The organism is Arsenicicoccus sp. UBA7492, from assembly GCF_002479615.1.
GTDB classification, from domain to species: domain Bacteria; phylum Actinomycetota; class Actinomycetes; order Actinomycetales; family Dermatophilaceae; genus Arsenicicoccus; species Arsenicicoccus bolidensis.
The window spans coordinates 12,941-35,239 of record NZ_DLOE01000059.1 but is presented as its reverse complement, the minus strand read 5'-3'; the positions used below and the strand labels follow the sequence as shown (position 1 = coordinate 35,239).

General features: G+C 71.5%; 21 protein-coding genes and 3 tRNA genes. 14 read left to right on the top strand and 10 right to left on the bottom strand.

Going from position 1 to position 22,299, the window contains the following annotated elements; translation table 11 throughout:
- Positions 1-35 precede the first annotated feature (35 nt).
- Positions 36-109: transfer RNA gene (locus B4E97_RS17595), tRNA-Gly, on the bottom strand.
- A gap of 138 nt (positions 110-247) precedes the next feature.
- On the opposite strand from B4E97_RS17595, the gene dcd reads away from it, so the two are divergent.
- Positions 248-826: a dCTP deaminase gene (gene dcd, locus B4E97_RS17590; RefSeq protein ID WP_239261610.1), complete on the top strand. Its 579-nt coding sequence runs from the start codon at positions 248-250 to the stop codon at positions 824-826.
- Between the two features lie 46 nt (positions 827-872).
- Here dcd and B4E97_RS17585 read toward each other — a convergent pair whose 3' ends face one another.
- Together B4E97_RS17585 and B4E97_RS17580 are read right to left on the bottom strand one after the other, a co-directional pair.
- Complete coding sequence (locus tag B4E97_RS17585) at positions 873-1,283, bottom strand: universal stress protein (protein ID WP_019285281.1); 411 nt, start codon at positions 1,281-1,283, stop codon at positions 873-875.
- A gap of 240 nt (positions 1,284-1,523) precedes the next feature.
- Positions 1,524-4,847: a (Fe-S)-binding protein gene (locus B4E97_RS17580; RefSeq protein WP_286961017.1), complete on the bottom strand. Its 3,324-nt coding sequence runs from the start codon at positions 4,845-4,847 to the stop codon at positions 1,524-1,526.
- 246 nt (positions 4,848-5,093) lie between these two features.
- Between B4E97_RS17580 and cysK the strand changes: the two genes are divergently transcribed.
- Complete coding sequence (gene cysK, locus B4E97_RS17575) at positions 5,094-6,029, top strand: cysteine synthase A (protein WP_286961015.1); 936 nt, start codon at positions 5,094-5,096, stop codon at positions 6,027-6,029.
- A gap of 56 nt (positions 6,030-6,085) precedes the next feature.
- Positions 6,086-6,745 (top strand): serine O-acetyltransferase EpsC, encoded by a 660-nt coding sequence (gene epsC / locus B4E97_RS17570; protein ID WP_286961013.1) that lies wholly within the window; start codon positions 6,086-6,088, stop codon positions 6,743-6,745.
- Positions 6,746-6,869: 124 nt separating this feature from the next.
- Here the strand turns inward: epsC and B4E97_RS17565 are convergent, their stop codons facing one another.
- Positions 6,870-7,247 (bottom strand): YtxH domain-containing protein, encoded by a 378-nt coding sequence (locus B4E97_RS17565; RefSeq protein WP_286961011.1) that lies wholly within the window; start codon positions 7,245-7,247, stop codon positions 6,870-6,872.
- Between the two features lie 55 nt (positions 7,248-7,302).
- The gene (locus B4E97_RS17560) at positions 7,303-7,683 is read right to left on the bottom strand and encodes a hypothetical protein (protein ID WP_286961010.1); all 381 of its coding nucleotides are present in this window, start codon (positions 7,681-7,683) and stop codon (positions 7,303-7,305) included.
- Between the two features lie 136 nt (positions 7,684-7,819).
- On the opposite strand from B4E97_RS17560, the gene B4E97_RS17555 reads away from it, so the two are divergent.
- The 5 genes from B4E97_RS17555 to B4E97_RS17535 all read left to right on the top strand — a co-directional run bounded on the left by B4E97_RS17555 (position 7,820) and on the right by B4E97_RS17535 (position 11,854).
- Positions 7,820-7,912: transfer RNA gene (locus B4E97_RS17555), tRNA-Ser, on the top strand.
- Between the two features lie 282 nt (positions 7,913-8,194).
- Positions 8,195-8,398: a cold-shock protein gene (locus B4E97_RS17550; RefSeq protein ID WP_019285274.1), complete on the top strand. Its 204-nt coding sequence runs from the start codon at positions 8,195-8,197 to the stop codon at positions 8,396-8,398.
- Between the two features lie 185 nt (positions 8,399-8,583).
- The gene (locus tag B4E97_RS17545; RefSeq protein ID WP_286961008.1) at positions 8,584-10,299 is read left to right on the top strand and encodes an LCP family protein; all 1,716 of its coding nucleotides are present in this window, start codon (positions 8,584-8,586) and stop codon (positions 10,297-10,299) included.
- Positions 10,300-10,364: 65 nt separating this feature from the next.
- Positions 10,365-10,455 (top strand) — tRNA-Ser (locus B4E97_RS17540).
- Positions 10,456-10,630: 175 nt separating this feature from the next.
- Positions 10,631-11,854 (top strand): acyl-CoA dehydrogenase family protein, encoded by a 1,224-nt coding sequence (locus tag B4E97_RS17535; RefSeq protein ID WP_239261601.1) that lies wholly within the window; start codon positions 10,631-10,633, stop codon positions 11,852-11,854.
- Here the strand turns inward: B4E97_RS17535 and B4E97_RS17530 are convergent.
- The 4 genes from B4E97_RS17530 to B4E97_RS17515 all read right to left on the bottom strand — a co-directional run bounded on the left by B4E97_RS17530 (position 11,851) and on the right by B4E97_RS17515 (position 16,768).
- Positions 11,851-12,366, bottom strand: coding sequence for a GtrA family protein (locus tag B4E97_RS17530; protein WP_286961007.1), 516 nt, complete (start codon positions 12,364-12,366; stop codon positions 11,851-11,853). The genes B4E97_RS17535 and B4E97_RS17530 overlap by 4 nt on opposite strands.
- A 59-nt stretch (positions 12,367-12,425) precedes the next feature.
- Positions 12,426-14,495: an ArnT family glycosyltransferase gene (locus B4E97_RS17525; protein ID WP_286961006.1), complete on the bottom strand. Its 2,070-nt coding sequence runs from the start codon at positions 14,493-14,495 to the stop codon at positions 12,426-12,428.
- A gap of 100 nt (positions 14,496-14,595) precedes the next feature.
- A complete protein-coding gene (locus B4E97_RS17520; RefSeq protein WP_286961005.1) occupies positions 14,596-16,020 on the bottom strand; it encodes a sensor histidine kinase in 1,425 nt (474 codons plus the stop codon).
- 7 nt (positions 16,021-16,027) lie between these two features.
- The gene (locus B4E97_RS17515) at positions 16,028-16,768 is read right to left on the bottom strand and encodes a response regulator transcription factor (RefSeq protein WP_286961004.1); all 741 of its coding nucleotides are present in this window, start codon (positions 16,766-16,768) and stop codon (positions 16,028-16,030) included.
- Between the two features lie 171 nt (positions 16,769-16,939).
- On the opposite strand from B4E97_RS17515, the gene B4E97_RS17510 reads away from it, so the two are divergent.
- Positions 16,940-17,320 carry a hypothetical protein gene (locus B4E97_RS17510; protein ID WP_286961001.1) on the top strand — a complete coding sequence of 127 codons (381 nt, stop codon included), beginning with the start codon at positions 16,940-16,942 and terminating at the stop codon, positions 17,318-17,320.
- 145 nt (positions 17,321-17,465) lie between these two features.
- Here the strand turns inward: B4E97_RS17510 and B4E97_RS17505 are convergent, their stop codons facing one another.
- On the bottom strand, positions 17,466-17,642 hold the full coding sequence (locus B4E97_RS17505; RefSeq protein ID WP_286961000.1) for a hypothetical protein: 177 nt from the start codon (positions 17,640-17,642) through the stop codon (positions 17,466-17,468).
- A 70-nt stretch (positions 17,643-17,712) separates the two neighbouring features.
- Here B4E97_RS17505 and B4E97_RS17500 point away from each other — a divergent pair, with 70 nt between their 5' ends.
- The 5 genes from B4E97_RS17500 to B4E97_RS17480 all read left to right on the top strand — a co-directional run bounded on the left by B4E97_RS17500 (position 17,713) and on the right by B4E97_RS17480 (position 22,231).
- Positions 17,713-18,363: a hypothetical protein gene (locus tag B4E97_RS17500; RefSeq protein ID WP_286960999.1), complete on the top strand. Its 651-nt coding sequence runs from the start codon at positions 17,713-17,715 to the stop codon at positions 18,361-18,363.
- Between the two features lie 189 nt (positions 18,364-18,552).
- Positions 18,553-19,194 carry an ABC transporter permease gene (locus B4E97_RS17495; protein ID WP_239261587.1) on the top strand — a complete coding sequence of 214 codons (642 nt, stop codon included), beginning with the start codon at positions 18,553-18,555 and terminating at the stop codon, positions 19,192-19,194.
- Entirely contained in the window at positions 19,194-20,360 is a 1,167-nt protein-coding gene (locus tag B4E97_RS17490) for an ABC transporter ATP-binding protein (RefSeq protein ID WP_286960997.1), read from the top strand. Before B4E97_RS17495 ends, B4E97_RS17490 begins: the two co-directional genes overlap by 1 nt.
- Before the next feature lie 164 nt (positions 20,361-20,524).
- Entirely contained in the window at positions 20,525-21,232 is a 708-nt protein-coding gene (locus B4E97_RS17485) for an ABC transporter permease (RefSeq protein ID WP_286961075.1), read from the top strand.
- Positions 21,233-21,277: 45 nt separating this feature from the next.
- Positions 21,278-22,231 (top strand): glycine betaine ABC transporter substrate-binding protein, encoded by a 954-nt coding sequence (locus tag B4E97_RS17480; protein ID WP_349681196.1) that lies wholly within the window; start codon positions 21,278-21,280, stop codon positions 22,229-22,231.
- Positions 22,232-22,299 lie beyond the last annotated feature (68 nt).

The window sequence follows — 22,299 nt, the reverse complement described above, 5'->3', positions numbered from 1 at the left end:
AGTTGCGAAGGGGCAACCGGCACGAGCCGGACAAATGGAGCGGGTGACGAGAATCGAACTCGCACTGGCAGCTTGGGAAGCTGCTGTTCTGCCATTGAACTACACCCGCGACCAGCACCTGCGTGCTGACGTGGGAGCCAGCATACCCAAACTCTCAAGCGTTCCCGCCACCGAACCGCCCGACCACCGTCACCGCTCTCGGGTCGTCGTCGGCCGCGGCGGGGCCTGGAGCGGTAGCGTGACCGTCGTGCTGCTCTCCGACCGCGACATCCGGGCCCAGATCGACCAGGGCCGCGTGGTCCTGGACCCCTACGACCCGGAGATGGTGCAGCCGTCGAGCGTGGACGTGCGCCTCGACCGCTACTTCCGGTTGTTCGACAACCACAAGTACCCCGTGATCGACCCCGCGCAGGACCAGCCGGAGCTCACCCGGCTCGTCGAGGTCGAGTCCGGCGAGGGCTTCGTCCTGCACCCGGGGGAGTTCGTCCTCGGGTCGACCCTCGAGGCGGTCACGCTGCCGGACGACCTGGCCGCGCGCGTGGAGGGCAAGTCCTCGCTCGGCCGCCTCGGGCTCCTTACCCACGCCACCGCCGGCTTCGTGGACCCCGGGTTCTCCGGTCACGTGACGCTGGAGCTGTCCAACGTGGCGACCCTTCCGATCGTCCTCTGGCCGGGCATGAAGGTCGGCCAGCTCTGCTTCATGCGGCTCACCTCGGCCTCCGAGCACCCCTACGGCAGCGCGGTCTACGGCTCGCACTACCAGGGGCAGCGGGGCCCGACGGCCAGCCGCTCGTTCCACAACTTCCACCGCTCCGACCTGACCTGAGGCTGACCTGAGGCTCCCTGCCCCGAGAGTCTCGGACCGACCCGGGTCAGGCGAACGCCGGCGCCTCGTGATCGGCCCGGACGGCCAGCACCGCGCACGACGCGTCGAGCAGTACCTGCTTGGTGGTGTCGCTGACGATGCGCTTCTGCACGTGAGAGCGGTCGGTGACGCCGATGACGACGAGCGTGACGTCGACCTCCTCCACCGCGGTGAGGATCTCGTCGGCGCCGCTCAGCCCGTGCGGCCCCTCGTGCCACCGCCAGGTCACCCCTGCCCCGTCGAGCTGCTCCTCGACCTCCCGCACGGCGTCGTCGTCGAGCTCGGCGGGGGTGTCGTGCCAGTCCCGCGCCGCGTTCACGACCAGGACGTCGCAGCCCGTCGCGCGGGCCTCGGCGACGCAGTGGCGCAGGGCGGCACGACCCGGCTCGGTCGGCGCGTAGGCAAGGCAGATGGTCATGGGTCCTCCGTCGGCAGGTGGGGAGACGGCCTCGGGACACGATAGGTGGCGCTCAGGATCCTCGCCGCCCGTGCCCAAGGGGACAGTTGTGAGCTGGGGGCTCAGTTCGTGTCGTCTGGGGGCCTGCCGCGGGGGTGTGGGCGGCGTGTTGTGAGCTGGGGGCTCAGTTCATGTCGTCTGGGCGGAGGGCGCATGCGAGAGGGGCGCGGCCGCGGCCACGCCCCTCTCGTCCTGGGTCACTCAGTCCTCGTCCCAGGGGTCCTTGACCTGATCGCCAGGCGGTATGGCGCTCGCCGGCTTCGGGGGCTCGGGCTTCGATTCCGGCTCCGGTACGGGCTCCGGTTCAGGCACGGGCTCCGGCTTTGACTCCGGTTCGGGCTCGGGCTGGGTCTGGGCGACGGGTGCCGGGGTGGCGGTGTCGTCGTCCTCGTCCCAGGGGTCCTTGACGCCCTCGGTGGCAGGAGCCGGGGCCGGTGTGGGCTTCGACTCAGGCTCCGGCTCCAGCTCCGGCTTCGTCTCGGCGGCCGGCGCCGGGGTGGTGTCGTCCTCGTCCCAGGGATCGGCGACGTCGTCGGTGGCAGGGGCGGTTGCCGGTGTGGGCTCCGGCTCGGGCTTCGTCTGAGTCTCCGAGTCGGGCTTCGTCTGGGCGACGGGTGCCGGGGTGGTGGTGTCGTCGTCCTCGTCCCAGGGGTCCTTGACGTCCTCGGTGGCCGGTGTGGGCTTCGACTCCGGCTGGGGCGCGGGCTCGGCCTCGGGCTTCGTCTCGGCGGCCGGCGCCGGGGTGGCGGTGTCGTCGTCCCAGGGGTCGGCGACGTCGTCGGTGGCAGGGGCCGGCGTCGGCTCGGGCTTCGACTCGGGCTCAGAGGTGGGCTCGGGCTGGGTCTGGGCGACGGGTGCCGGGGTGGCGGTGTCGTCGTCCCAGGGGTCGGCGACGTCGTCGGTGGCAGGGACCGGTGTCGGTTCGGGCGTCGGCTTCGACTCCGGCTGCGGCGCCGGCTTCGACTCCGGCTGGGACTGGGCGGCCGGCGCCGGGGTGGTGTCGTCGTCGTCCCAGGGGTCGGCGTCGTTGGCGGCGTGGACGGCCTGCTCGTCGTTCTCCTCCGGGACGCGCACCTCCTCCTGCTCCTCCGCCTTGGCCTCCTCGGCAGGGGTGGTGCTGGTCTGCCGGTCGTCGGCGTCGGGCTTGATGCCCTCGGGTGCGCCGGCTGCGGCGACCCCGGCCGTGCCGGACGCCGCCGCAGCTGCGGCATCATCGGCTGCACCCGTCGACGCGGCCTCGGCAGCCGGCTCGACCGGCGCCTCGACCTCGTCGGCGCGCCGGACGGCGGCCAGGAGCATCTGGGCGACGTCGACTACCTCGACCGACTCGACCGCGGAGTCGTCGGCCTCCTTGGCGGTGACGCCGTCGGACAGCATGACGCGGCAGAAGGGGCAGCCCACCGCGATCCGGTCGGCGCCCGTGGCGAGCGCCTCCTCGGTGCGGTTCATGTTGATGCGGGTGCCGAGCTTCTCCTCCATCCACATGCGTGCGCCGCCGGCGCCGCAGCAGAAGGACGTCTCGCCGTGGCGGGGCATCTCGCGCAGCTCGACGCCGGGCAGCGACCCGATGAGCTCGCGCGGCGGGGCATACACGTTGTTGTGCCGTCCGAGGTAGCAGGGGTCGTGGTAGGTGACGACGGGTGCGCTCGAGGCGGGGTTCTTGTTGGTGGACTTCGCGGGCACCTCGGCCGGGCGCGAGACGGGGACGAGGCGCTTCTCGCGCACCAGGCGGTTGAGCAGCTGCGTGTGGTGCAGCACCTCGTAGTCGCCACCCACCTGCGGGTACTCGTTCTTGAGGGTGTTGAAGCAGTGCGCGCAGGTCACGACGATCTTGGTGGCGCCGGCCTCGTTGAGCTGCTCGACGTTCTGCTGGGCGAGCATCTGGAAGAGGACCTCGTTGCCGGCGCGGCGCGCGGAGTCGCCGGTGCAGGTCTCGCCGTCACCAAGGACGGCGAACGAGACGCCGGCGGTGTCGAGCAGCTCGGCGACGGCGCGCGAGGTCTTCTTGGCGCGGTCCTCGAAGGCGCCGGCGCAGCCGACCCAGAAGAGGTAGTCGACCTCGGACAGGTCCTCGACGTCCTTGCCGACCTGCTTGACCGGGAACGGCAGGTCCTTGGCCCAGTCGAGGCGGGCGCGCTGCGCCATGCCCCACGGGTTGCCCTTGGACTCCATGTTCTTGAAGAGCCCGCCGAGCTCGGCCGGGAACGCCGACTCGATCAGCACCTGGTTGCGGCGCATGTCGACGATGGCGTCGACGTGCTCGATGTCGACGGGGCACTGCTCGACGCACGCGCCGCAGGTCGTGCAGGACCACAGCACGTCCTCGTCGATGACGGCGTCGGGACCGAGTGCGTCGTATGCCGTGAGGGGGTGCTCCTCGTCATACCCGGTCTGGCCGACGAGAGGCATGTGCGCGAGCGCCTTGGTGTGCTCCGGCAGGCCCGCGCGGGCCTCCTCGGACGCGGTCATCCACGGCGCCTTGGCGTGCGCGTGGTCGCGCAGCGTCATGACGAGCAGCTTGGGGGAGAGGGGCTTGTCGGTGTTCCACGCGGGGCACTGCGACTGGCAGCGGCCGCACTCGGTGCAGGTGGTGACGTCGAGCAGCTGCTTCCACGTGAGGTCCTCGGCCTTGGCGACGCCCATCGAGGAGTCCTCGTCCAGGTCCTCCATGGCGTCCATCGAGAACGGCTTGCCGTCGATGGACATCGGCTGCAGCGCGCCGAGGCTGGTGCGCCCGTCGGCGTTGCGCTTGAACCAGATGTTGAAGAAAGCGAGGAAGCGGTGCCAGGCCACGCCCATGGTGGGCTGGAGGGCGATCGTGATCATCCACGCGAAGGACACGAGGATCTTGATCATCGCGACGAGGTAGATCGACTCGCGCAGCCACGGCTCGGACAGGTTGCCCCAGAGGCCGGACATCCAGCCGGTCAGCGGGAAGTGCAGGCCGATGCTCTCCTCGGGCGAGGTCAGCTTGAGCAGCGCCGCCTCCTGGGAGCGCAGCGACAGGATGCAGATCGTGACGGCGAGGATCGTGAACTCGACGTAGTAGGCCTGCCACCAGGTGGAGCCGAAGAACCGCGAGCGGCGTCCGTCGGAGCCCGCGGCGCTGCGGGGGTGCTGCCGCTGCCGGACGACGATCAGGAAGAGGATGCCGAGCAGGCCGCCCCAGGCGAGGAGCTCGACGAGCCACTCGAAGGGGGGGAAGTGGCCGATCAGCGGCAGTCGGAAGTCGGCCCACACGAGCTGGAAGAAGGCGTTGACCAGCGTCGAGAAGAGGACGAAGAAGGACAGTGCCGTGAACCAGTGGGCGATCGAGACCCAGGGCAGGCGCGCCATCCGGGTGTGACCGAGGAACTCCCGGACGAGCGTCATGGTGCGCCTGGCCGGCTGGTCGGTCCGCGTGGGGTCGGGCTGACCTGAGCGGAACACCCGGGTGAAGCGGAAGACCTGCCGGAAGAGCAGGAGCCATCCGATGCTCGGGATCACGAAGCACAGCACGAGGGCCGTGATCTGCAGTGCTGACATGCGGTGATCCTACGGTCGGGTAGTGACATAAGGGCATGTCTGACGAGTGATGTGTGACGGGGATCGCTAGCCCGGACGGGTCCGGTCGGTGGGACAAGGCTGCGCTGCCGGCGTTCTCATAACACAATGTTGGACAAGCGATAACGTGGGAATCACCTGCGCCCCTCGGACGTTGCCTCGGACGAGACCTCGGCAGGCCCACACAGCCATCAGCCGTCAGACATCGACAGAGCGGAGCACGCACCCATGCCCATCCACAACGACGTCACTGCGATCGTCGGCCGCACGCCCCTCGTGCGCATCAACCGGATCATCGACACCAAGGACAGCGGCACCACCGTCGCGGCCAAGCTCGAGTTCTACAACCCCGCCAGCTCGGTCAAGGACCGCATCGGAGTCGCCATCGTCGACGCCGCCGAGCAGGCCGGCGAGCTCAAGCCGGGCGGCACGATCGTCGAGGCGACCTCCGGCAACACCGGGATCGCGCTGGCCATGGTCGGCGCTGCCCGCGGCTACAAGGTCGTGCTGACCATGCCCGAGACGATGAGCTCCGAGCGCAAGGCCCTGCTCAAGGCGTACGGCGCCGAGCTGGTACTCACCCCCGGCTCCGAGGGCATGAAGGGCGCTGTCAACAAGGCCGAGGAGAGCGCCAAGGAGCGGGACGGGGTGCTGGCCCGCCAGTTCGCCAACGCCGCCAACCCCGAGATCCACCGCCGCACGACCGCCGAGGAGATCTGGGCCGACACCGACGGCAACGTCGACATCGTCGTGGCCGGCATCGGCACCGGTGGCACCATCACGGGCGTCGGCCAGGTGCTCAAGGAGCGCAAGCCGGGCGTGCAGATGATCGCCGTGGAGCCCGCCGAGTCCGCCATCCTCAACGGTGGTCAGGCCGGCCCGCACAAGATCCAGGGCATCGGCGCCAACTTCGTCCCCGACGTCCTCGACACGGAGATCTACGACGAGGTCATCGACGTCAACATCGACCAGTCGGTCGAGTGGGCCCGCAAGGCCGCCACGCAGGAGGGGCTGCTCGTCGGTCTGTCCTCTGGCGCCGCGCTCTACGCCGCGTCGCAGGTCGCCGCCCGTCCCGAGAACGCCGGCAAGACCATCGTGGTGATCATCCCGTCCTTCGGGGAGCGCTACCTGTCCACCGTGCTGTTCGAGGGCATCACCTCCTGAGCGGCCGTATGCCGAACCGCCCGCAGTCCCACCGCGACACGAGATGAGCTGATGACATGACGACCTTCTCCACCGCTGAGGCCTATCGCGCCAAGGCCGGCGTCAACCTCGCCCCGCTCGTGACGCAGCGCCAGGGCCGGGTCGGCTTCGTCGCGGGGGTCCTCGAGGACCTCGACGCGGCGATCGAGCGGGACCCGGCGGCGACGGGGCGCCTGCAGATGGCCCTCGTCTCGCCGGGCCTGCACGCCATCTGGTCCCACCGCGTGACGCACCAGCTGTGGCAGCGGCCCTCGCTGCGGCTCCCGGCGCGGCTGCTGTCCAACGTGGCTCGCGCCGTGACGGGCGTCGAGATCCACCCGGGCGCCTCGATCGGCCGGCGCTTCTTCATCGACCACGGGATGGGTGTCGTCATCGGCGAGACCGCCGAGATCGGTGACGACTGCATGCTCTACAACAGCGTCAACCTGGGCGGCCGCTCGCTCGCCAAGGGCAAGCGGCACCCCACCCTCGGCAACGGCGTCACGATCGGGTCCGGCGCGCGCGTGCTCGGCGCGATCACCCTCGGCGACGGCGCGCAGGTCGGCGCCAACGCCGTGGTGGTCAAGGACGTCCCGGCCAACGCCGTCGCCGTCGGGATCCCGGCGCAGGTCCGCATCCCGGGGCCGGACCAGAGCCCCACGGACGCGATGTACGACGACCCCGCCGTCTGGATCTAGGTCCGCTCGGGCCGCTGCACGGCTGCGACCGCCCGACGGCTGCTGCCCGACGGCCGCTGCACGACGAGGCGCCGCACCCCTTCTGGGATGCGGCGCCTCGTCGTGTGCGGTGCGAGCAGCTGGGTCAGCGGCCCGACTCGTACTTGACGGTCTGGGGCTCCACGTCGCTCGAGCTCTCGACGCCGATCTGGTTGCCGGAGTGGTCGCCGGAGACCTTGGCCTTGGCGGCGGCCGCAGCACCCTGGGCCTTGACCTGGGCGGCACCGGCGGCGTCCTGCGCCTTGGCCTGGGCGGCCGCGGCGGCCTCCTGGGCCCTGGCCTGCACGACGGGGGCCTTCTCCTTGACGGCCTCCGTGGCCAGGGAGACCTTCTCCTGGACGCGGGGGTCGTTCCAGACCGAGTCCGCCTGGGACTTGATCTGCTGGTAGCGGCCCTGACCAGCGCGAGCGCCGAGGACGTAGCCGAGGCCGGCGCCGGCGATGAACATCAGTCGCTTCTGCATGTGTATCTCCTAGGTGATGGGGGTGACCGCAGCAGCGGTCGTCGACGACAGGATCTCAGGCGAGACGGCCGTCCGTGCCGAGGCCCGTGCTGGACGGGGTGTTGGGCATGCCGACCGGGTCGGCCGTGTAGTCCGTGCGGACGCCCGTGGCCGGGGTGACCCCGGTGGTGTAGGTGGAGGAGGACGTCGAGGTGGACGTCGCCGGGGCGGTGCCGCCGGAGACGGCGCTCACGGCCTTGTCCACCAGCCCGTGCGCCTGGGGCGGGGTCTGGGCCTTGACCGCCTGCGCCGCGTCCGCGATCTTGCTCTGGACGGACGGGTTCTGCAGGGCCGAGGTCGAGCGGTGCTTGAGGGCGTCGTACTGCCCACGACCGCCGCGCGCACCGAGGACATATCCGGCACCGACGCCGGCCAGGAAGCTGAGCTTGTTGAGCATGATGGATCCTTCCGGTTGGAGTGTTCGCTTGTCGTCCCCATGCCCCGCGCGCCCCCGCGTTATGACCTTTGGCCGAATTTTTTGCCGCCCCCCGTCCCGGTAGGCTGGGAGGGTCCCGCACGAGGTCGGCGGGGCGGGAGGGCTCGCATAGTGGCCTAGTGCGGCGGTCTTGAAAACCGCTAAGTCGGTAGCCCCGGCTTCGTGGGTTCGAATCCCACGCCCTCCGCCAGAGGTGCCGAGACGTCGTGGCAGACGGATCGTTGCAGACACCGGTTGTTCACCTCCGGGGGATCACAGCGGAGGGCCTCGATGGTAGGTTTGGGAGTGGTTGCTGAAGCAGTTCCTCGCAAGACGTAGATGTAACCCTCCGCCTCCTGATCTCGACAGGTCGGGCGCGCGGGGGTTGTTCACGAAGGACGGGCATGTCCCGTGACGTGGGGGGTAAGGCAATCTGGACGGCGAGCATCCTGCTCCCCGGTCATAGCCAGACATAACGAAAGTAGTAATACCCATGGCACAGGGCACCGTTAAGTGGTTCAACGCTGAGAAGGGCTTCGGCTTCATCGCTCAGGATGGTGGCGGTCCGGACGTGTTCGTCCACTACTCCGCGATCCAGAGCAACGGCTACCGCAGCCTCGATGAGGCGCAGCGCGTCGAGTTCGAGGTCACCCAGGGCCCCAAGGGCCCGCAGGCGGACGCTGTTCGCCCCATCTGATCCCCGACGATCTCCTCCGGCGCTGACCGGCTCCCTCGGAGCCGGACCCGGAGACCAGGACCCCCGACAGGCAACCTGTCGGGGGTTCTCGGCGTCAACAGGAAGGCTTGCCCAGGCTGCGTCGATACACTCGGCTGAAGTCTGGTCGGCCAACGCCTGCCGTCGCCAACCTGAAAGGTCGCCCCGTGAAGGATCCTGACGAGTCCGCACGCCCGGGCTCGGCGGCCTCCATGCCGGCTGGATCGGCACCGGACGGCTCCAGCACCCCGGAGTCCTCGCTGCCTTCCGATCTCACCCGACGAGAGCTGCGCGCCCTGCGGCGCCGGCGTCCGATCCTCAAGGGGATCGTCATCGCGCTCGTCGTCGTCCTGGCGGTGGTCGTCGGCGGCGGGCTGTACGCGGCATACCGATTGAACGGCAACCTCTCGTCGCTGGACATCACCGACAACCTCCTCAAGCCCGCGCCGGGCGCCACCACCGACCCGACCACGGGCCACACCGCGATGAACCTCCTGGTCATGGGGGTCGACACCCGTGAGGGTGCCAACAGCGCGTATGGCGACCCCACCGAGGACCCGGGGCTGCGCTCGGACACGACGATGCTCGTGCACCTGGCCGCCGACCGGCGCTCGGCCGTCGTGGTGTCCATCCCCCGCGACGCCATGATCCCTGCCCCGCCCCGCCAGGGTGAGTCGTCCGCGTCGGCCTCCTCCGCCGCGACGCCGAGGGCGGCCACCTCGTCGACCACGCCCGCCACCGCGGCCACGTCGACGCAGACCGGCGCCGGCCCCGGATGCGTCATCGACGCGCCGGTGAGCCGGTGGACCAAGCGGATGTTCAACTCCAACATCGAGGACGGCGGCGTCAGCTGCGTCGTGGCGACGGTCATGCAGAACACCGGCGTCTCGATCGACCACGTCATGACGGTGGACTTCACCGGCTTCAAGAACATCGTGGACGCGATGGGCACCGTCGAGATCTGCACGACCTCCCCGGTCAAGGACAAGTACAGCGGGCTCGACCTCGCGGCCGGACGGCACCGGCTCGACGGAGAGCAGGCGCTCGCCTTCGTGCGCACGCGCCACGGTGTCGGTGACGGGTCCGACACCGGTCGGGTGCGCCTGCAGCAGGACTTCCTCGCGGCCGTGGTGCGCCAGGCGACCTCGACCGGCGTGCTGCTCAACCCGCCCAAGCTCTACAACGTCCTCGACGCGGCCACGAAGTCGCTCAAGACCGACGCCGACCTCGCCAACGTCTCCTCGCTGTCCGGCCTCGCCTCCCAGCTGCGCGAGCTGCGGCCCGCCGGCATCCGGTTCATCACCGCTCCGGTCGAGCCCTACCCCGCCAACCGGGACCGGGTGCAGCTGAGCCCGGCCGCCACCGACCTGTGGGAGATCCTGCGCGAGGACAAGCCGTGGCCAGGCACGACCGGCGCCTCGAGCTCCGCCTCCGCCTCCCCGAGCGCGACCCCGACCGTGGCGCCGAGCTCGGTCACGGTGAGCGTCGAGAACTCCTCGGGCACGAGCGGTCTCGGCGGTCAGGTCGCCCAGGCGCTGCGCGTGCAGGGCTTCACCGTCGGCGCCGTCACGGCGGCCGCCTCGCCGAGCAACGGCGTGGTCGTCCACCACTCCGCGGCCCAGCTCGCGCAGGCCCAGGAGGTGGCGCTCGCCTTCCCCGGCGCGTCGCTCAGGGCCGACGGTCCCGCCGGGGCCCCGGTGCGGGTGTCCGTCGGGCGTGGCGCCCCCAAGGTCGTGGCGGTGCCCAACCGCTCGGGCACGACGCCGCTGCCGGCGCAGCCGATCACGGCGGCCCCGGTGCCGGGCAGCACCACGTCGAGCACACCGACCCTGCAGGCCAAGGTCGCGAGCGACGACGTCTGCAGCGACACCAGCAAGGGCTGACCGGCGCGCGGGCCGGACGTTTTGCTCCGGCCCGCGCCCGACCGGTAGCCTGGGCAAGTTGCACTGGAGGTGTCGCATAGTGGCCTAGTGCGCCCGCCTGCTAAGCGGGTTGAGGTTGAAAACCTCTCGCGGGTTCAAATCCCGCCACCTCCGCCACACCCTTCACGAGGGATCGAGAGCCCCCGACCACAGCGGTCGGGGGCTCTCGCGTCTCCCCGCGACCAGCCCTCCCGGCCGTATGCCGACCCGGCCGCCGTCTCGGCATACGGGCGCCCTGTCCGAAGTGAGACCCCGGTCACGGCCGGGGTGAGGCACGCCTTAACGTGATGGCATGGACTTCTCTTTGTCTCCGGTGCAGGAGCAGTGGCGCGACCGGATGGCCGACTTCCTCCAGGAGGAGGTCTATCCCGCCGAGGCCGTCGCCCGGCGCGAGGTCGCCGAGCTGGATGCCGAGCACCGGTGGACCCGCCCCGCCGTCATGGCGCGGCTGGCGGACCATGCCCGCGCCGCCGGGCTGTGGAACCTCGGCCTGCCCGCGCCCTACGGCTCGGGGCTGAGCCACCTCGATCTCGCCCCCGTCGTCGAGCTGTCGGGACGGTCGCCGCACCTGGCGCCGGAGGCGATCAACGCCAACAGCCCCGACGTGGGCAACATGGAGCTGCTGCTGCGCCACGGCACGCCGGAGCAGCAGGAGCGCTGGCTCGCACCGCTGGCGGCCGGCGAGATCCGCTCGTCCTTCGCGATGACCGAGCCGGACGTCGCCTCGTCAGACGCGGGCAACATCTCCACCTCCATCGAGGTCGACGAGCAGACCCAGGAGGTCGTGATAAACGGCCGCAAGTGGTGGTCGAGCGGGGCCATGGCTCCCGACTGCCGCGTGATGCTCGTGATGGGCAAGTCCAACCCGCGCGGCCAGCGGCACCTGCAGCACTCGGTCGTGATCGTGCCGAGGGACACCCCGGGCGTGCAGGTCGTGCGGGCGATGTCGGTGCTGGGCTACGACGACCCCTACACCGGGGGGCACGGCGAGGTCGTCTTCGAGGACGTGCGGGTGCCGCTGGCCAACGTCGTGGGCTCGCTGCACCGCGGCTACGCGCTGGCGCAGGCCCGCATGGCGCCCACCCGACTGACGCACTGCCTCAAGCTCGTCGGGGTGGCCGAGCGCGCCTTCGACCTGATGGCCGAGCGCGTGCCGCGACGGGTGGCCTTCGGGCGGCCGCTGGCGCAGCACGGGCTCGTGCAGGAGTGGGTCGCGCAGTCTCGCGTGGCGATCGACCAGGCCCGGTGGCTGGCCTACCGCGCGGCGTGGTCGCTGGACCACCAGGACGACCAGGACTCCGCCGCGGCGATCTCCGCGCTCAAGGTCGTGGCGCCCTCGATGGCCAGCACCGTGGTCGACCGGGCGATCCAGGCGCACGGCGCGCTGGGTCTGTCGCAGGACTCGCCGCTGGGGGAGCTCAACGCCTACGCCCGCCAGATGCACATCGCGGACGGGCCGGACGAGGTCCACCTCATGGCCGTGGCCCGCCACGAGCTGCGGAGGTTCTCGGGCTAGTCCAGCGGCTCGAGCTCCGGGTGGCGCTCGACCGTCGACGCCTCGACGTCGGAGGCCTCGCGGTCCGGCGCGGCCATCCAGCGGCGCAGGGCGACGAACCGGACCAGCGTCGAGACGACGTTGGCGACCGCGACGACGGAAGTCTGCACGCCGGCCGAGGCCCCCGGCGCCGCGGTCTGCAGCCCGAGCAGCGCGAGGCTCGTGAGACCCCAGGTGACCGCGAACACCGCCAGCCCCTGCAGCTGGTGCCGCAGCGCGTCCTGCCGGCCCCGCACCTCGAAGGTCCAGGCCCGGTTGGCGGCGGTGTTGAGGACCGTGGCGACGAGCAGCGCCACCAGGTTGGCCGACAACGCTCCGAGCGCTCCGGTCAGCGCCGCGAACATCCCGAGGTGGAGCACCGTGCTCGCCACCCCGATCGTCGCGAACCTGCCCAGCTGCGTGGCGAGCCCAGCGGCCGGACGCCCCTGCGCCGGCTCGCGGTCAGGTGCCTCGGGTGAGGTGGTGGGTGCCATCGTCTGATCCTTTCCGTGGGGGGTCGGTCGGAGCAGGTATGCCGGAGCCCGGCGCCTCGTCAGGACGCCGCGAGCGGCTGGGTGAGGTCGTAGAACGTCGTGCCGTCGATGCTCACCGTCCGGTAGCTCGCGGCCGCCCAGGCCAGGATCTGGCTGGTGGTGGACGTCTCGGTCGAGGAGCCGCCCATGGCGCCCATCCCGCCGGAGGCGAGCAGGTAGTGGATCTGCCCGGAGGCGACGTAGGCCTGGAGCTGCGCCAGGGTCGGCGACGGGTCGGTGCCGTTGAAGCCGCCGAGCGCCATCACCGGCTGCTCGGTGGCGAGCTGGAGGCCGGCTGCGTTCTGGGACCCGACGGCGGCCGCGACCCAGGTGTAGCGGTCGGCGTCGGCGGACAGCGCGCTCACGACCTCGGTCGAGGGGGTGCTGGCGCCGAGCAGGCCGCCCATGCCGCCGGCCATGCCTCCAGCCATGCCACCACGTCCGGTGGTCGGGCCGTTGGTGGTGCCGGTGGGGCCGTTCGCGGTGCCGGTGGCGCCGTTGGCGGTGCCCTGCGGGGGCGTGCCACCCATCCCGCCCGGGCCGCCGCCGGGACCGCCCGTGCCGGACCCGGTCGACGGGCCGGCGGTGACGATCGATCCGGTGTGCGCGGTGGTCACCGTCTGCGCGCTGCAGGCCGCGGGCCCGGCGAGGACCGCGACGAGGGCGGCCCCGGCCACGACCTTGACCGCCGAGGCGTGGATCCGGTCGAGCACCAGCATCAGCAGGGCGGCGGCCAGGCCGAGGACGACCACGACCCAGCGCAGCCAGGGCAGGAAGTCGGCCGAGCGGGCGAGCAGGACGAAGGACCAGGCCGACGCGATGGCGGTGGCGGCCGCGAGGGTCGTCATACCGAACCGGTCGCGACGCTCCCAGGCGAGGGTGGCGCCGATGGCGACCACCGCGGCCACGGCCGGGGCCAGGGCGACGGTGTAGTAGGCGTGGAAGATGCCCGCCATGAGGCTGAAGGTGAGGGCCGTGATCACGAGCCAGCCGCCCCACACGACCAGCTGGGCGCGGCGGCCGTCGGTGCGGGGGAGGCGCCCCCGCATCACGAGACCGGTGACGAGCAGCAGCAGCGCGGACGGCAGCAGCCAGGAGATCTGCCCGCCGATCTCGGCGTCGAACAGGCGCGTCAGACCGGTCTGGCCCCACCCGTTGCCACCACCCACGGACCCGGTCTCGTCGCCGGTGAGGCGCCCGAACCCGTTGTAGCCGAAGGTCAGCTCGAGGAAGGAGTTGGTCTGCGACCCGCCGATGTAGGGACGGGCGGAGGCGGGCACGAGCTCGACGATCGCGACCCACCAGCCGGCGGAGAGGACCATCGCCAGCCCGGCCGCGAGCAGGTGCTGGATGCGGCGGCCGAGCGTCGTGTCGGCGGCCAGGAGGTAGGCGAGCGCGAACGCCGGCAGGACCAGGAACACCTGGAGGGTCTTGGTGAGGAAGCCGAACCCGAGGAGGACGCCGGTGGCGACGAGCCAGCGGGCGCGGCTCTCGTCGACGGCCTTGACGGTGGCCCAGGCGCCGAGGGTCATGAGCAGCACCAGCAGCGCGTCCGGGTTGTTGAACCGGAACATCAGCGTCGCGACGGGCGTGAGCGCCAGCGTGGCACCGGCGATCAGGCCCGCGGCGGCACCGAAGTGGCGCTTGATCGTGGCGTAGAGGACGCCCACCGAGGCCACGCCCATGAGGACCTCGGGCAGCAGGATCGCGAACGAGCTGAGCCCGAAGATCCGCACGGACAGGGCCATCACCCACAACGAGGCCGGCGGCTTGTCCACCGTGATGGCGCTCGCGGCGTCCGAGCTGCCGTAGAAGAAGGCCTTCCACGACTCCGAGCCCGCCTGCACGGCGGCGGAGTAGAAGGCGTTGGCCCAGCCGGAGCTCGTCAGGTCGTAGAGGTAGAACGCCGCGGTCGCGCACAGCAGGATGACTAGCGACGGGCGGGCCCAGCTCGGGTCCTCGGCCGGTCCGCGCCACAGGCGGGCCGCCCGCCCCTGGGTGTATGGCGTTGCCGCCGTAGGTTGTTCGCGAGGGGCGGTGCGCGGTGCGGCGAGTCCGCGGGCGCTGCGCCGAAGGGTCGAGATCGTCATGACCCCAACGTTCGGCCTCGCGGTTGTGGGGACCCTATGAGCCCCCTTTGCCGCCCCTACGGGCCCTCGCCGGGTGCTGGACGACGGAGGGGGGCGAGGGCTATCGGAGGGGGAGCGTGACCGTGAACTCCGTGCGCCCGGGCACGGAGTCGACGCGCACGTCGCCGTGGTGCGCCTTGACGACGGCGTCGACGATCGACAGGCCCAGGCCGGTCGAGCCGGCGGCGCGGTTGCGGGCGGTGTCGCCTCGCGTGAACCGCTGGAAGAGGTTGGGCTGCAGGGATTCTGGTATGCCGGGGCCGTCGTCCAGCACCCTCAGGACCGCGCGGTCGCCCTCGACGGCCAGGGAGGTGCGCACGACGGTGCCCTCGGGCGTGTAGCTGCGGGCGTTGGCGAGCAGGTTGACCAGCACCTGCTGCAGCCGGCCGCGGTCGCCGGTCGTCTCGATGACCGACTCGGGCAGGTCCAGCTCCCAGCGGCGCCCGGGCGCGGTGACCTGGGCGTCGCTGACGCACTCGAGCACGAGCATCGACAGGTCGACGGGGGCGTGGTCGAGGGGGCGACCGGCGTCGAGGCGGGCCAGCAGGAGCAGGTCCTCGACGAGGGTGGTCATGCGCTTGGCCTCCGACTCGATGCGGTCGAGGGCGTGCCGCACGCCTCCGGGCACGGGTTCGCGCTCCTTGCGGCTGAGCTCGGCATACCCCCTGATCGAGGCGAGCGGTGTGCGCAGCTCGTGCGAGGCGTCGGCCACGAACTGCCGGACGCGGGTCTCGGACTGGTGGCGTGCGGTGAGGGAGCTGTCGACGTTGTCGAGGAGGGTGTTGAGGGCGTGGCCGACCTGGCCGACCTCGGTGCGCGGGCTGGTGAGCTCGCCCGGGACCCGCTCGATGGGGGCCACCTCGCCGCGTGCCAGGTCGAGCTGGGAGACGCGGGTGGCGGTGTCGGCGACGCGGCGCAGGGGACGCAGGCTGCGGCGGACCAGCCAGATCCCGACCAGCGCCATGAGCGCGAGGCCGGTCAGGGAGGCCAGGGTGATCGTCCGCAGCAGCTCCTGGACCGAGGCCTTGACGCGGTGCAGGGGGATGCCGGTGACGATGGTCGTGCCGGAGCGGTAGGACGCGACGAGGCGGTAGCCACCGAGGCCGTCGACGTCGACGCTGCGGGGCTGGCTGCCGACGCCCGACTGCGAGATCGTGCCGACCTGCGCGGTCGTGAGACGGGAGTAATCGCCGTCGGAGATGACGTAGTCGCTGACCGCGCTGCCGTCCTGCAGGCACAGGCGCAGCATCCCCTCGCCGGTGCCCGGCGGACGGCTGGTGCAGGCCCGGACCACGTCGTCGCCGCCGAAGCGCCCCCCGCGGTCGACCATCTGGGACTGCTCGAGCAGCTGCTGGTCGACCTGCTGGGTGAGGCGCTGGTCCATGACCAGCACGGTCGCGCCGCCCATCGCCACCGTGACGGCGAGGAACAGCGCGACCATCGAGGTCACGAGCTTGGTGGTCAGCGACCAGTCGCGGACGCGCATGAGGTGGTCAGGCGCCGTTGGCGGGCTTGAGGACGTAGCCGACGCCCCGCATCGTGTGGATCATCGGGTCGCGGCCGTGGTCGACCTTCTTGCGGAGGTAGGAGATGTAGAGCTCGACGACGTTGGCCTGGCCGCCGAAGTCGTAGTTCCAGACGCGGTCGAGGATCTGGGCCTTGGACAGCACGCGCTTGGGGTTGCGCATGAGATAGCGCAGCAGCTCGAACTCCGTCGCCGTCAGCGTGATCTCGTCGTCGCCGCGGCGCACCTCATGGGCGTCCTCGTCCATGACCAGGTCGCCGACGACGAGCACCGACGCGGACTCCTCCTCGGCGATCGCGGTGCGGCGCATGAGGGCTCGCAGCCGCGCGACGACCTCCTCGAGGCTGAACGGCTTGGTGACGTAGTCGTCGCCGCCCGCCGTCAGGCCGGCCACGCGGTCCTCGACGGCGTCCTTGGCGGTGAGGAACAGGACGGGGATGTTGGGGTCGTCCTGACGCATCTTGCGCAGGACCTCCATGCCGTCGAAGTCGGGCAGCATCATGTCCAGCGCGACGGCGTCGGGCTTGAACTCCCGTGCGGCGCGGACCGCCTCGAGCCCGGTGCCGGCGGTGCGCACCTCCCAGCCCTCGTAGCGCAGGGCCATGGACAGCAGCTCGGCGATGTTGGCCTCGTCGTCGACGACGAGGACCCGGACGGGGGAGCCGTCGAGGCGGCGCAGCGCCGGGGTGGAGGTGGTGTGCGTGCTCATGCTCCTCATGACACCCGGCTTTCCTGTGGTGGTGACAGGTCGTTCCTGTGGCGATCCTGTGGGACCACTATGGCGGACTCTTGGCCCCTCGACATGGAGGCCACAGCCCCGCCACAGCGTGGCTCCGGATCGTCGGTGGAAGCCAGAGACCCCGCCGGCAAGGAGACCGACATGCTGCCTCATCTCAAGAACGACGCCACGAACACGATCAACGCTGCACCGACGCCCTCGGCAGAAGCGTCCGACGGAGCCTCGGTGGCACCGGCCGTGCTCCCCGCCCGGTGGTCGGGCAAGAAGACGGCCGTGGCCGCAGCGCTCGCTGTCGGCATGGCCTCGATCGGGGGAGGTGCCATCGCCGCCGCCGCGCCGACCATCAACAGCCAGAGCGAGGGCGGGACAGGCCGGATGGGAGGTCCGGGCGGGCCGGGCGGCGGCTTCCGTGACGGACGAGGCGGTATGCCGGGCCAGGCGCCCGGTCAGGCGGGGCAGATCGCGCCCGGTCAGGTGGGGCAGCCGGGGCAGCTCGCCCCGGGCACGGTGGGGACGAACTGATGTTCCTCGCCCGCCTCGTCAGCCGCCCGGCCTCACGCCGCCTCCACGCAACCCAGTGCAGCTCACGCCGCTCGCGCCTCGACCTGTCGCCGCTGCCGGTGTGCGGCTCCGGGGTGCCTCCGCTCGACGTGCAGCTCCGCCGCGCCTACCGGCGGTAGGAGGGGTCGCCGAGCTCGGCATACCGCCGGTGCAGCCGCGACCGCACCTCGGCCGGCGTCATCGACCGCCGCTGCCGCTCGCCCCGCGCCGCCAGCACACCGGTCGCCGCGACGCCCGCCAGGCCGGCCGCGCCGAGGAGCTTCCACCACGAGATGCGTCTCACGCCACGAGGAGAGCCACCACGCCACCCGAGCCGCGGCGCCTCAGCCCGGCGCGGGTGCCAGACTCGGCGCATGGCGATCACGCTCGACCAGGCCGTGGACCACGCGCGCACCGGGGACATCTGGGTCTTTCGCGGGGCCAAGGGCGCCGACCGGGCGATCCAGGTCCTCACCAACGCCCCCGTCAACCACGTCGGTATGGCGGTGGTGCTCGAGGACCTGCCACCACTGATGTGGCACGCCGAGCTCGGCAAGGGCCTGGTGGACCTGTGGACCGGGCAGCACCAGCGCGGGCTGCAGCTGCACGACCTGCGGGACGCGGTGACGCGCTGGCACGACGACTACGGGCAGCGCGGGTTCCTGCGTCAGCTCACCCCCGAGGTGGGGCGCGAGCAGGAGGACGCGCTGCTGCGGACCATCGCGCGCTGGGACGGCACGAGCTTCCCGCGGACGGCGGCGCTCGCGGGCCGGTGGTTGCGGGGGCGGCGTGGCCACCTGCCGTGGCGCCACGAGCAGCGTCCGATCTCCGCGCGGCCCGAGCTGGCCTACTGCGCCGAGGTGGTCGCGGTGACCTACGAGGAGATGGGGCTCCTCGAGCCGGGACGTCCGCTCAGCTGGTACGACCCGGGCCGGTTCTGGTCGGGCGACCAGCTCCCGCTGGCCCCCGGATGGCGGCTGGGCGACGAGATCGCCGTGACGACAGGCCGATCCGCGAGTTCGTGACCCGACCGTGATGTGCCCACCCCACAGCCCCCGGACCGGCGGTTGAGAGGTGGCCGAGCCGGAGACGAGGACCCGCGCGGGCCCGACGGGTCCCCGGCGCGTGGTCTAGTGATCCCTTGAGCGACGGCGCCGAGGGGTCCGTCGACGCCGATGCGACCAGGAGGCCGTCCTCGTGAAGAAGTCCCAGCCGTGATCGAGTTCGTGCAGGACCGCTGGGCCGACATCGCCTACCGCTCCTACCAGCACGCCAGCCTCGTGACCCAGGCCGTCGTGATCGCGACCCTGGTCGCCATCGCCCTGGGCGTCCTCGTCACCCGCGTGCGCGCCCTGCGCGGCGTGGCCAACGCCCTCACCTCGATCGGCCTGACGATCCCGTCGTTCGCGCTGCTCGGCCTCGCCCTGCCGATCCTCGGCATCGGGGTGCTGCCCTCGGTGGCCGTGGTCGTCTTCTATGCCGTCCTGCCCATCCTGCGCAACGTCGTCGTGGGGCTCGACGGCGTGCCTGGTCAGCTGGTCGAGTCCGCCCGCGGCATGGGCATGAACCCCGTCGACACCTTCGTCCGCGTGCGGCTCCCGCTCGCCTGGCCCGTCATCCTCACCGGGGTGCGGGTGTCGACGCAGATGTCGATGGGCGTGGCCGCCATCGCGGCCTACGCCCTCGGTCCCGGCCTCGGCGGCTACATCTTCACCGGGTTGTCCCAGATCGGCGGCGCCAACGCCGTGTCCTACGCCCTCGTCGGCACCGTCGGCATCGTGCTGCTCGCCCTGCTGCTCGACGCCCTCCTGGTCCTCGTCGGCCGCCTCACCATCCCGAAGGGAATCCGGTCCTGATGCCTGCCACCCCCTCCTCCGACCGTCAGGTCAGCGGCGCCACCATCGAGCTCGACGTCGTCACGAAGTCCTACCCGGGCCAGAGCCGGCCCGCCGTGGACGGCCTCAGCCTGCACATCCCTGCCGGCGAGATCGTGATGTTCGTCGGCCCCTCCGGCTGCGGCAAGACGACATCCCTCAAGATGCTCAACCGGCTGATCGACCCCACGTCGGGGCGCATCGTCGTCGACGGCGAGGACATCACCACCAAGGACCCGGACCAGCTGCGCCGCAAGATCGGCTATGTCATCCAGGGCGGCAGCCTCTTCCCCCACCTCACGGTGGCCCAGAACATCGGCCTGGTCCCCGGCCTGCTGAAGTGGGACAAGACCCGCACGCGGGAGCGGGTGGACGAGCTGCTCGACCTCGTGGGGCTGGCACCCGCGACATACCGGCACCGCTATCCCAAGGAGCTGTCCGGCGGCCAGCAGCAGCGGGTGGGCGTCGCCCGCGGGCTCGCGGCCGACCCGCCCGTGATCCTCATGGACGAGCCGTTCGGCGCGGTGGACCCGATCACCCGCCAGCGGCTGCAGGACGAGCTCCTGTCGATCCAGGAGGAGCTGCACAAGACGATCGTCTGCGTCACCCACGACATCGACGAGGCGATCAAGCTCGGCGACCGGATCCTGATCCTGCGCGAGGGCGCCCAGATCGCGCAGTACGACACCCCCGAGGTGATCCTCGCGGCCCCGGCCAACGAGTTCGTGGAGGACTTCGTCGGCTCCGGCTCGACGCTCAAGCAGCTCAGCCTCGCGCGCGTCGGCGACCTCGAGCTCCAGCAGGTGGCCACGGCGCGGGTCGGCGACCGGGTGGCCGAGGTGCGGCGCCAGCACGCCGAGTCCCGCAACCCCTGGCTGCTGGTGCTCGACGAGCGTCAGCGGCCCCTCGGCTGGACGCGGTTGGACCGCCTCGACGGGGACGCCGTGCGCCGGCCCGACAAGTCCCGCCTGACGACGATCGACCGCCGGGCGACGCTCAACGACGCCCTCGACAGCATGCTGGCCGCGACCGAGGGCATGGCGGTGGTCACCGGCCGTCGCGACGAGTACCAGGGCGCCGTGACCTTCGACGCGGTCACCACCCACATCAGGTCCGTCGCCGCGGGTCGCGAGGAGGAGCCGGTATGACGTCCCCCGCCGCACCCGGGGTCGCCGCCTCCGGGGCTGACCCCACCGACCCGGACGGCCGGTCCGACGCGGACGGCCGGTCCGACGCGGCCGGCTCGTCCGACGCGGCCACCCCGGCGCGGTCGCGGCCCCGGCCAGGGCGTCTGACCCGCCGCGACCGGGTGATGCTGCTCGTCCTGCCGGTGCTGGTGCTCGCGGGCGTCGCCGGGTGGGAGCTGTGGCGTCGCAGCGCACGCCTCGACACCATCGAGGCACGGGTCCTGACCTGGTCCAACGTCCAGACGCTGGCCACCCAGCATGTCGTCCTGACGGCGGTCTCGGCGCTGATCGTGGTGGGGCTGGCCGTGCCGATCGGCATACTGCTCACCCGTCCCGGCCTGCGCAGGTTCAGCGCGCCCGTGGTCGCGTTCGCCAACGCCGGGCAGGCCGCTCCGGTGATCGGGCTGATCGTGCTGCTGGCGATGTGGCTGGGCTTCGGGTTCTGGACCGCGGTGCTGGCGCTGTCGATCTATGCCTTCCTGCCCGTGCTGCAGAACACCATCACCGGGCTGCGCGGCGTGGACCCCACGCTCGTCGAGGCCGCCCGCGGCGTGGGGATGAGTCAGCTGGCCACCCTCGTGCGCGTCGAGCTGCCCCTCGCCGTCCCCGTCATCATGAACGGCGTCCGCACCGCGCTCGTGCTCCTCGTCGGGACGGCCAGCTTCGCGACCTTCATCGACGCCGGGGGCCTCGGGTCGCTGATCACCACGGGCATCAACCTGTTCCGCTACCCGATCCTCGTGAGCGGTGCCGTGCTCGTCGCGCTGCTCGCCCTCCTGGTCGACTGGGTCGGCCGGGTCCTCGAGACGCTCACGACCCCGAAGGGGCTCTGACCCATGGCTGGACGACGGATTACCAGGAGGACCGCGCTGGCGGGTGTGCTGACCGCAGCGGCCCTCGGCTTGTCCGGCTGCGGTCTCGGCACGGCGGGCGGCTACGCGCCGTCGGGGCAGCTGCAGGGCGAGCTGGACGCGGTGCCGTCCCTGCGCGGGGCGTCGGTCGCCGTCGGCTCCAAGAACTTCACCGAGCAGCTGGTGCTCGGCAAGATGGCGGTGATCCTGCTCTCCTCCGCCGGCGCCGAGGTCAAGGACTACACCAACATCCCCGGCTCGGCGAGCGCCCGGCAGGCCCAGCTCGAGGGTCAGGTGGACGCCGAGTGGGAGTACACCGGCACCGCGTGGATCTCCTACCTCGGCCACACCGACCCGATCCCCGACCCCGCCGCGCAGTACGAAGCGGTCCGCGCCGAGGACGCCAAGACCCACGCCCTGACCTGGCTGCCGCCCGCACCGATGAACAACACCTACAGCTTCGCCACGACCACGGAGAAGGCTCGCGCGCTCCGCCTGTCGTCGCTCGCGGACATCAAGAAGGTGCCGGTCGCGCAGCGGACCTTCTGCGTGGAGTCGGAGTTCGCGAGCCGCAACGACGGCTTCCGGCCGATGCTCAAGGCCTACGGGCTGGAGTACGGCACGGACGTCCCCGCGGGCAACGTCAAGGTGCTGGAGACGGGCGCGATCTACTCCGCCACCGACAGCGGGCTGTGCACGTTCGGCGAGATCTTCACGACCGACGGGCGCATCAAGGCGCTCGACCTCGCCGTGATGAAGGACGACAAGAAGTTCTTCCCCAACTACAACGTGTCGATGGTGGTGCGGCACGAGACCCTGGCCAAGCACCCCCAGATCGCCCAGCTCTTCGCCCCCGTCACCAAGAAGCTCACGGACGACGTGATGATCGACCTCAACGCCAAGGTCGACGTCGAGGGGCGCGAGCCGGCCGAGGTCGCGCACGAGTGGCTGGTGCAGCAGGGCTTCCTCCGCGCGGAGTGAGCCCTGTCGGCGTGGCGCGTGACCTCGCCGGTTCGTGACGGGCCGACCGTATGCCGAAGCCCGGCGCG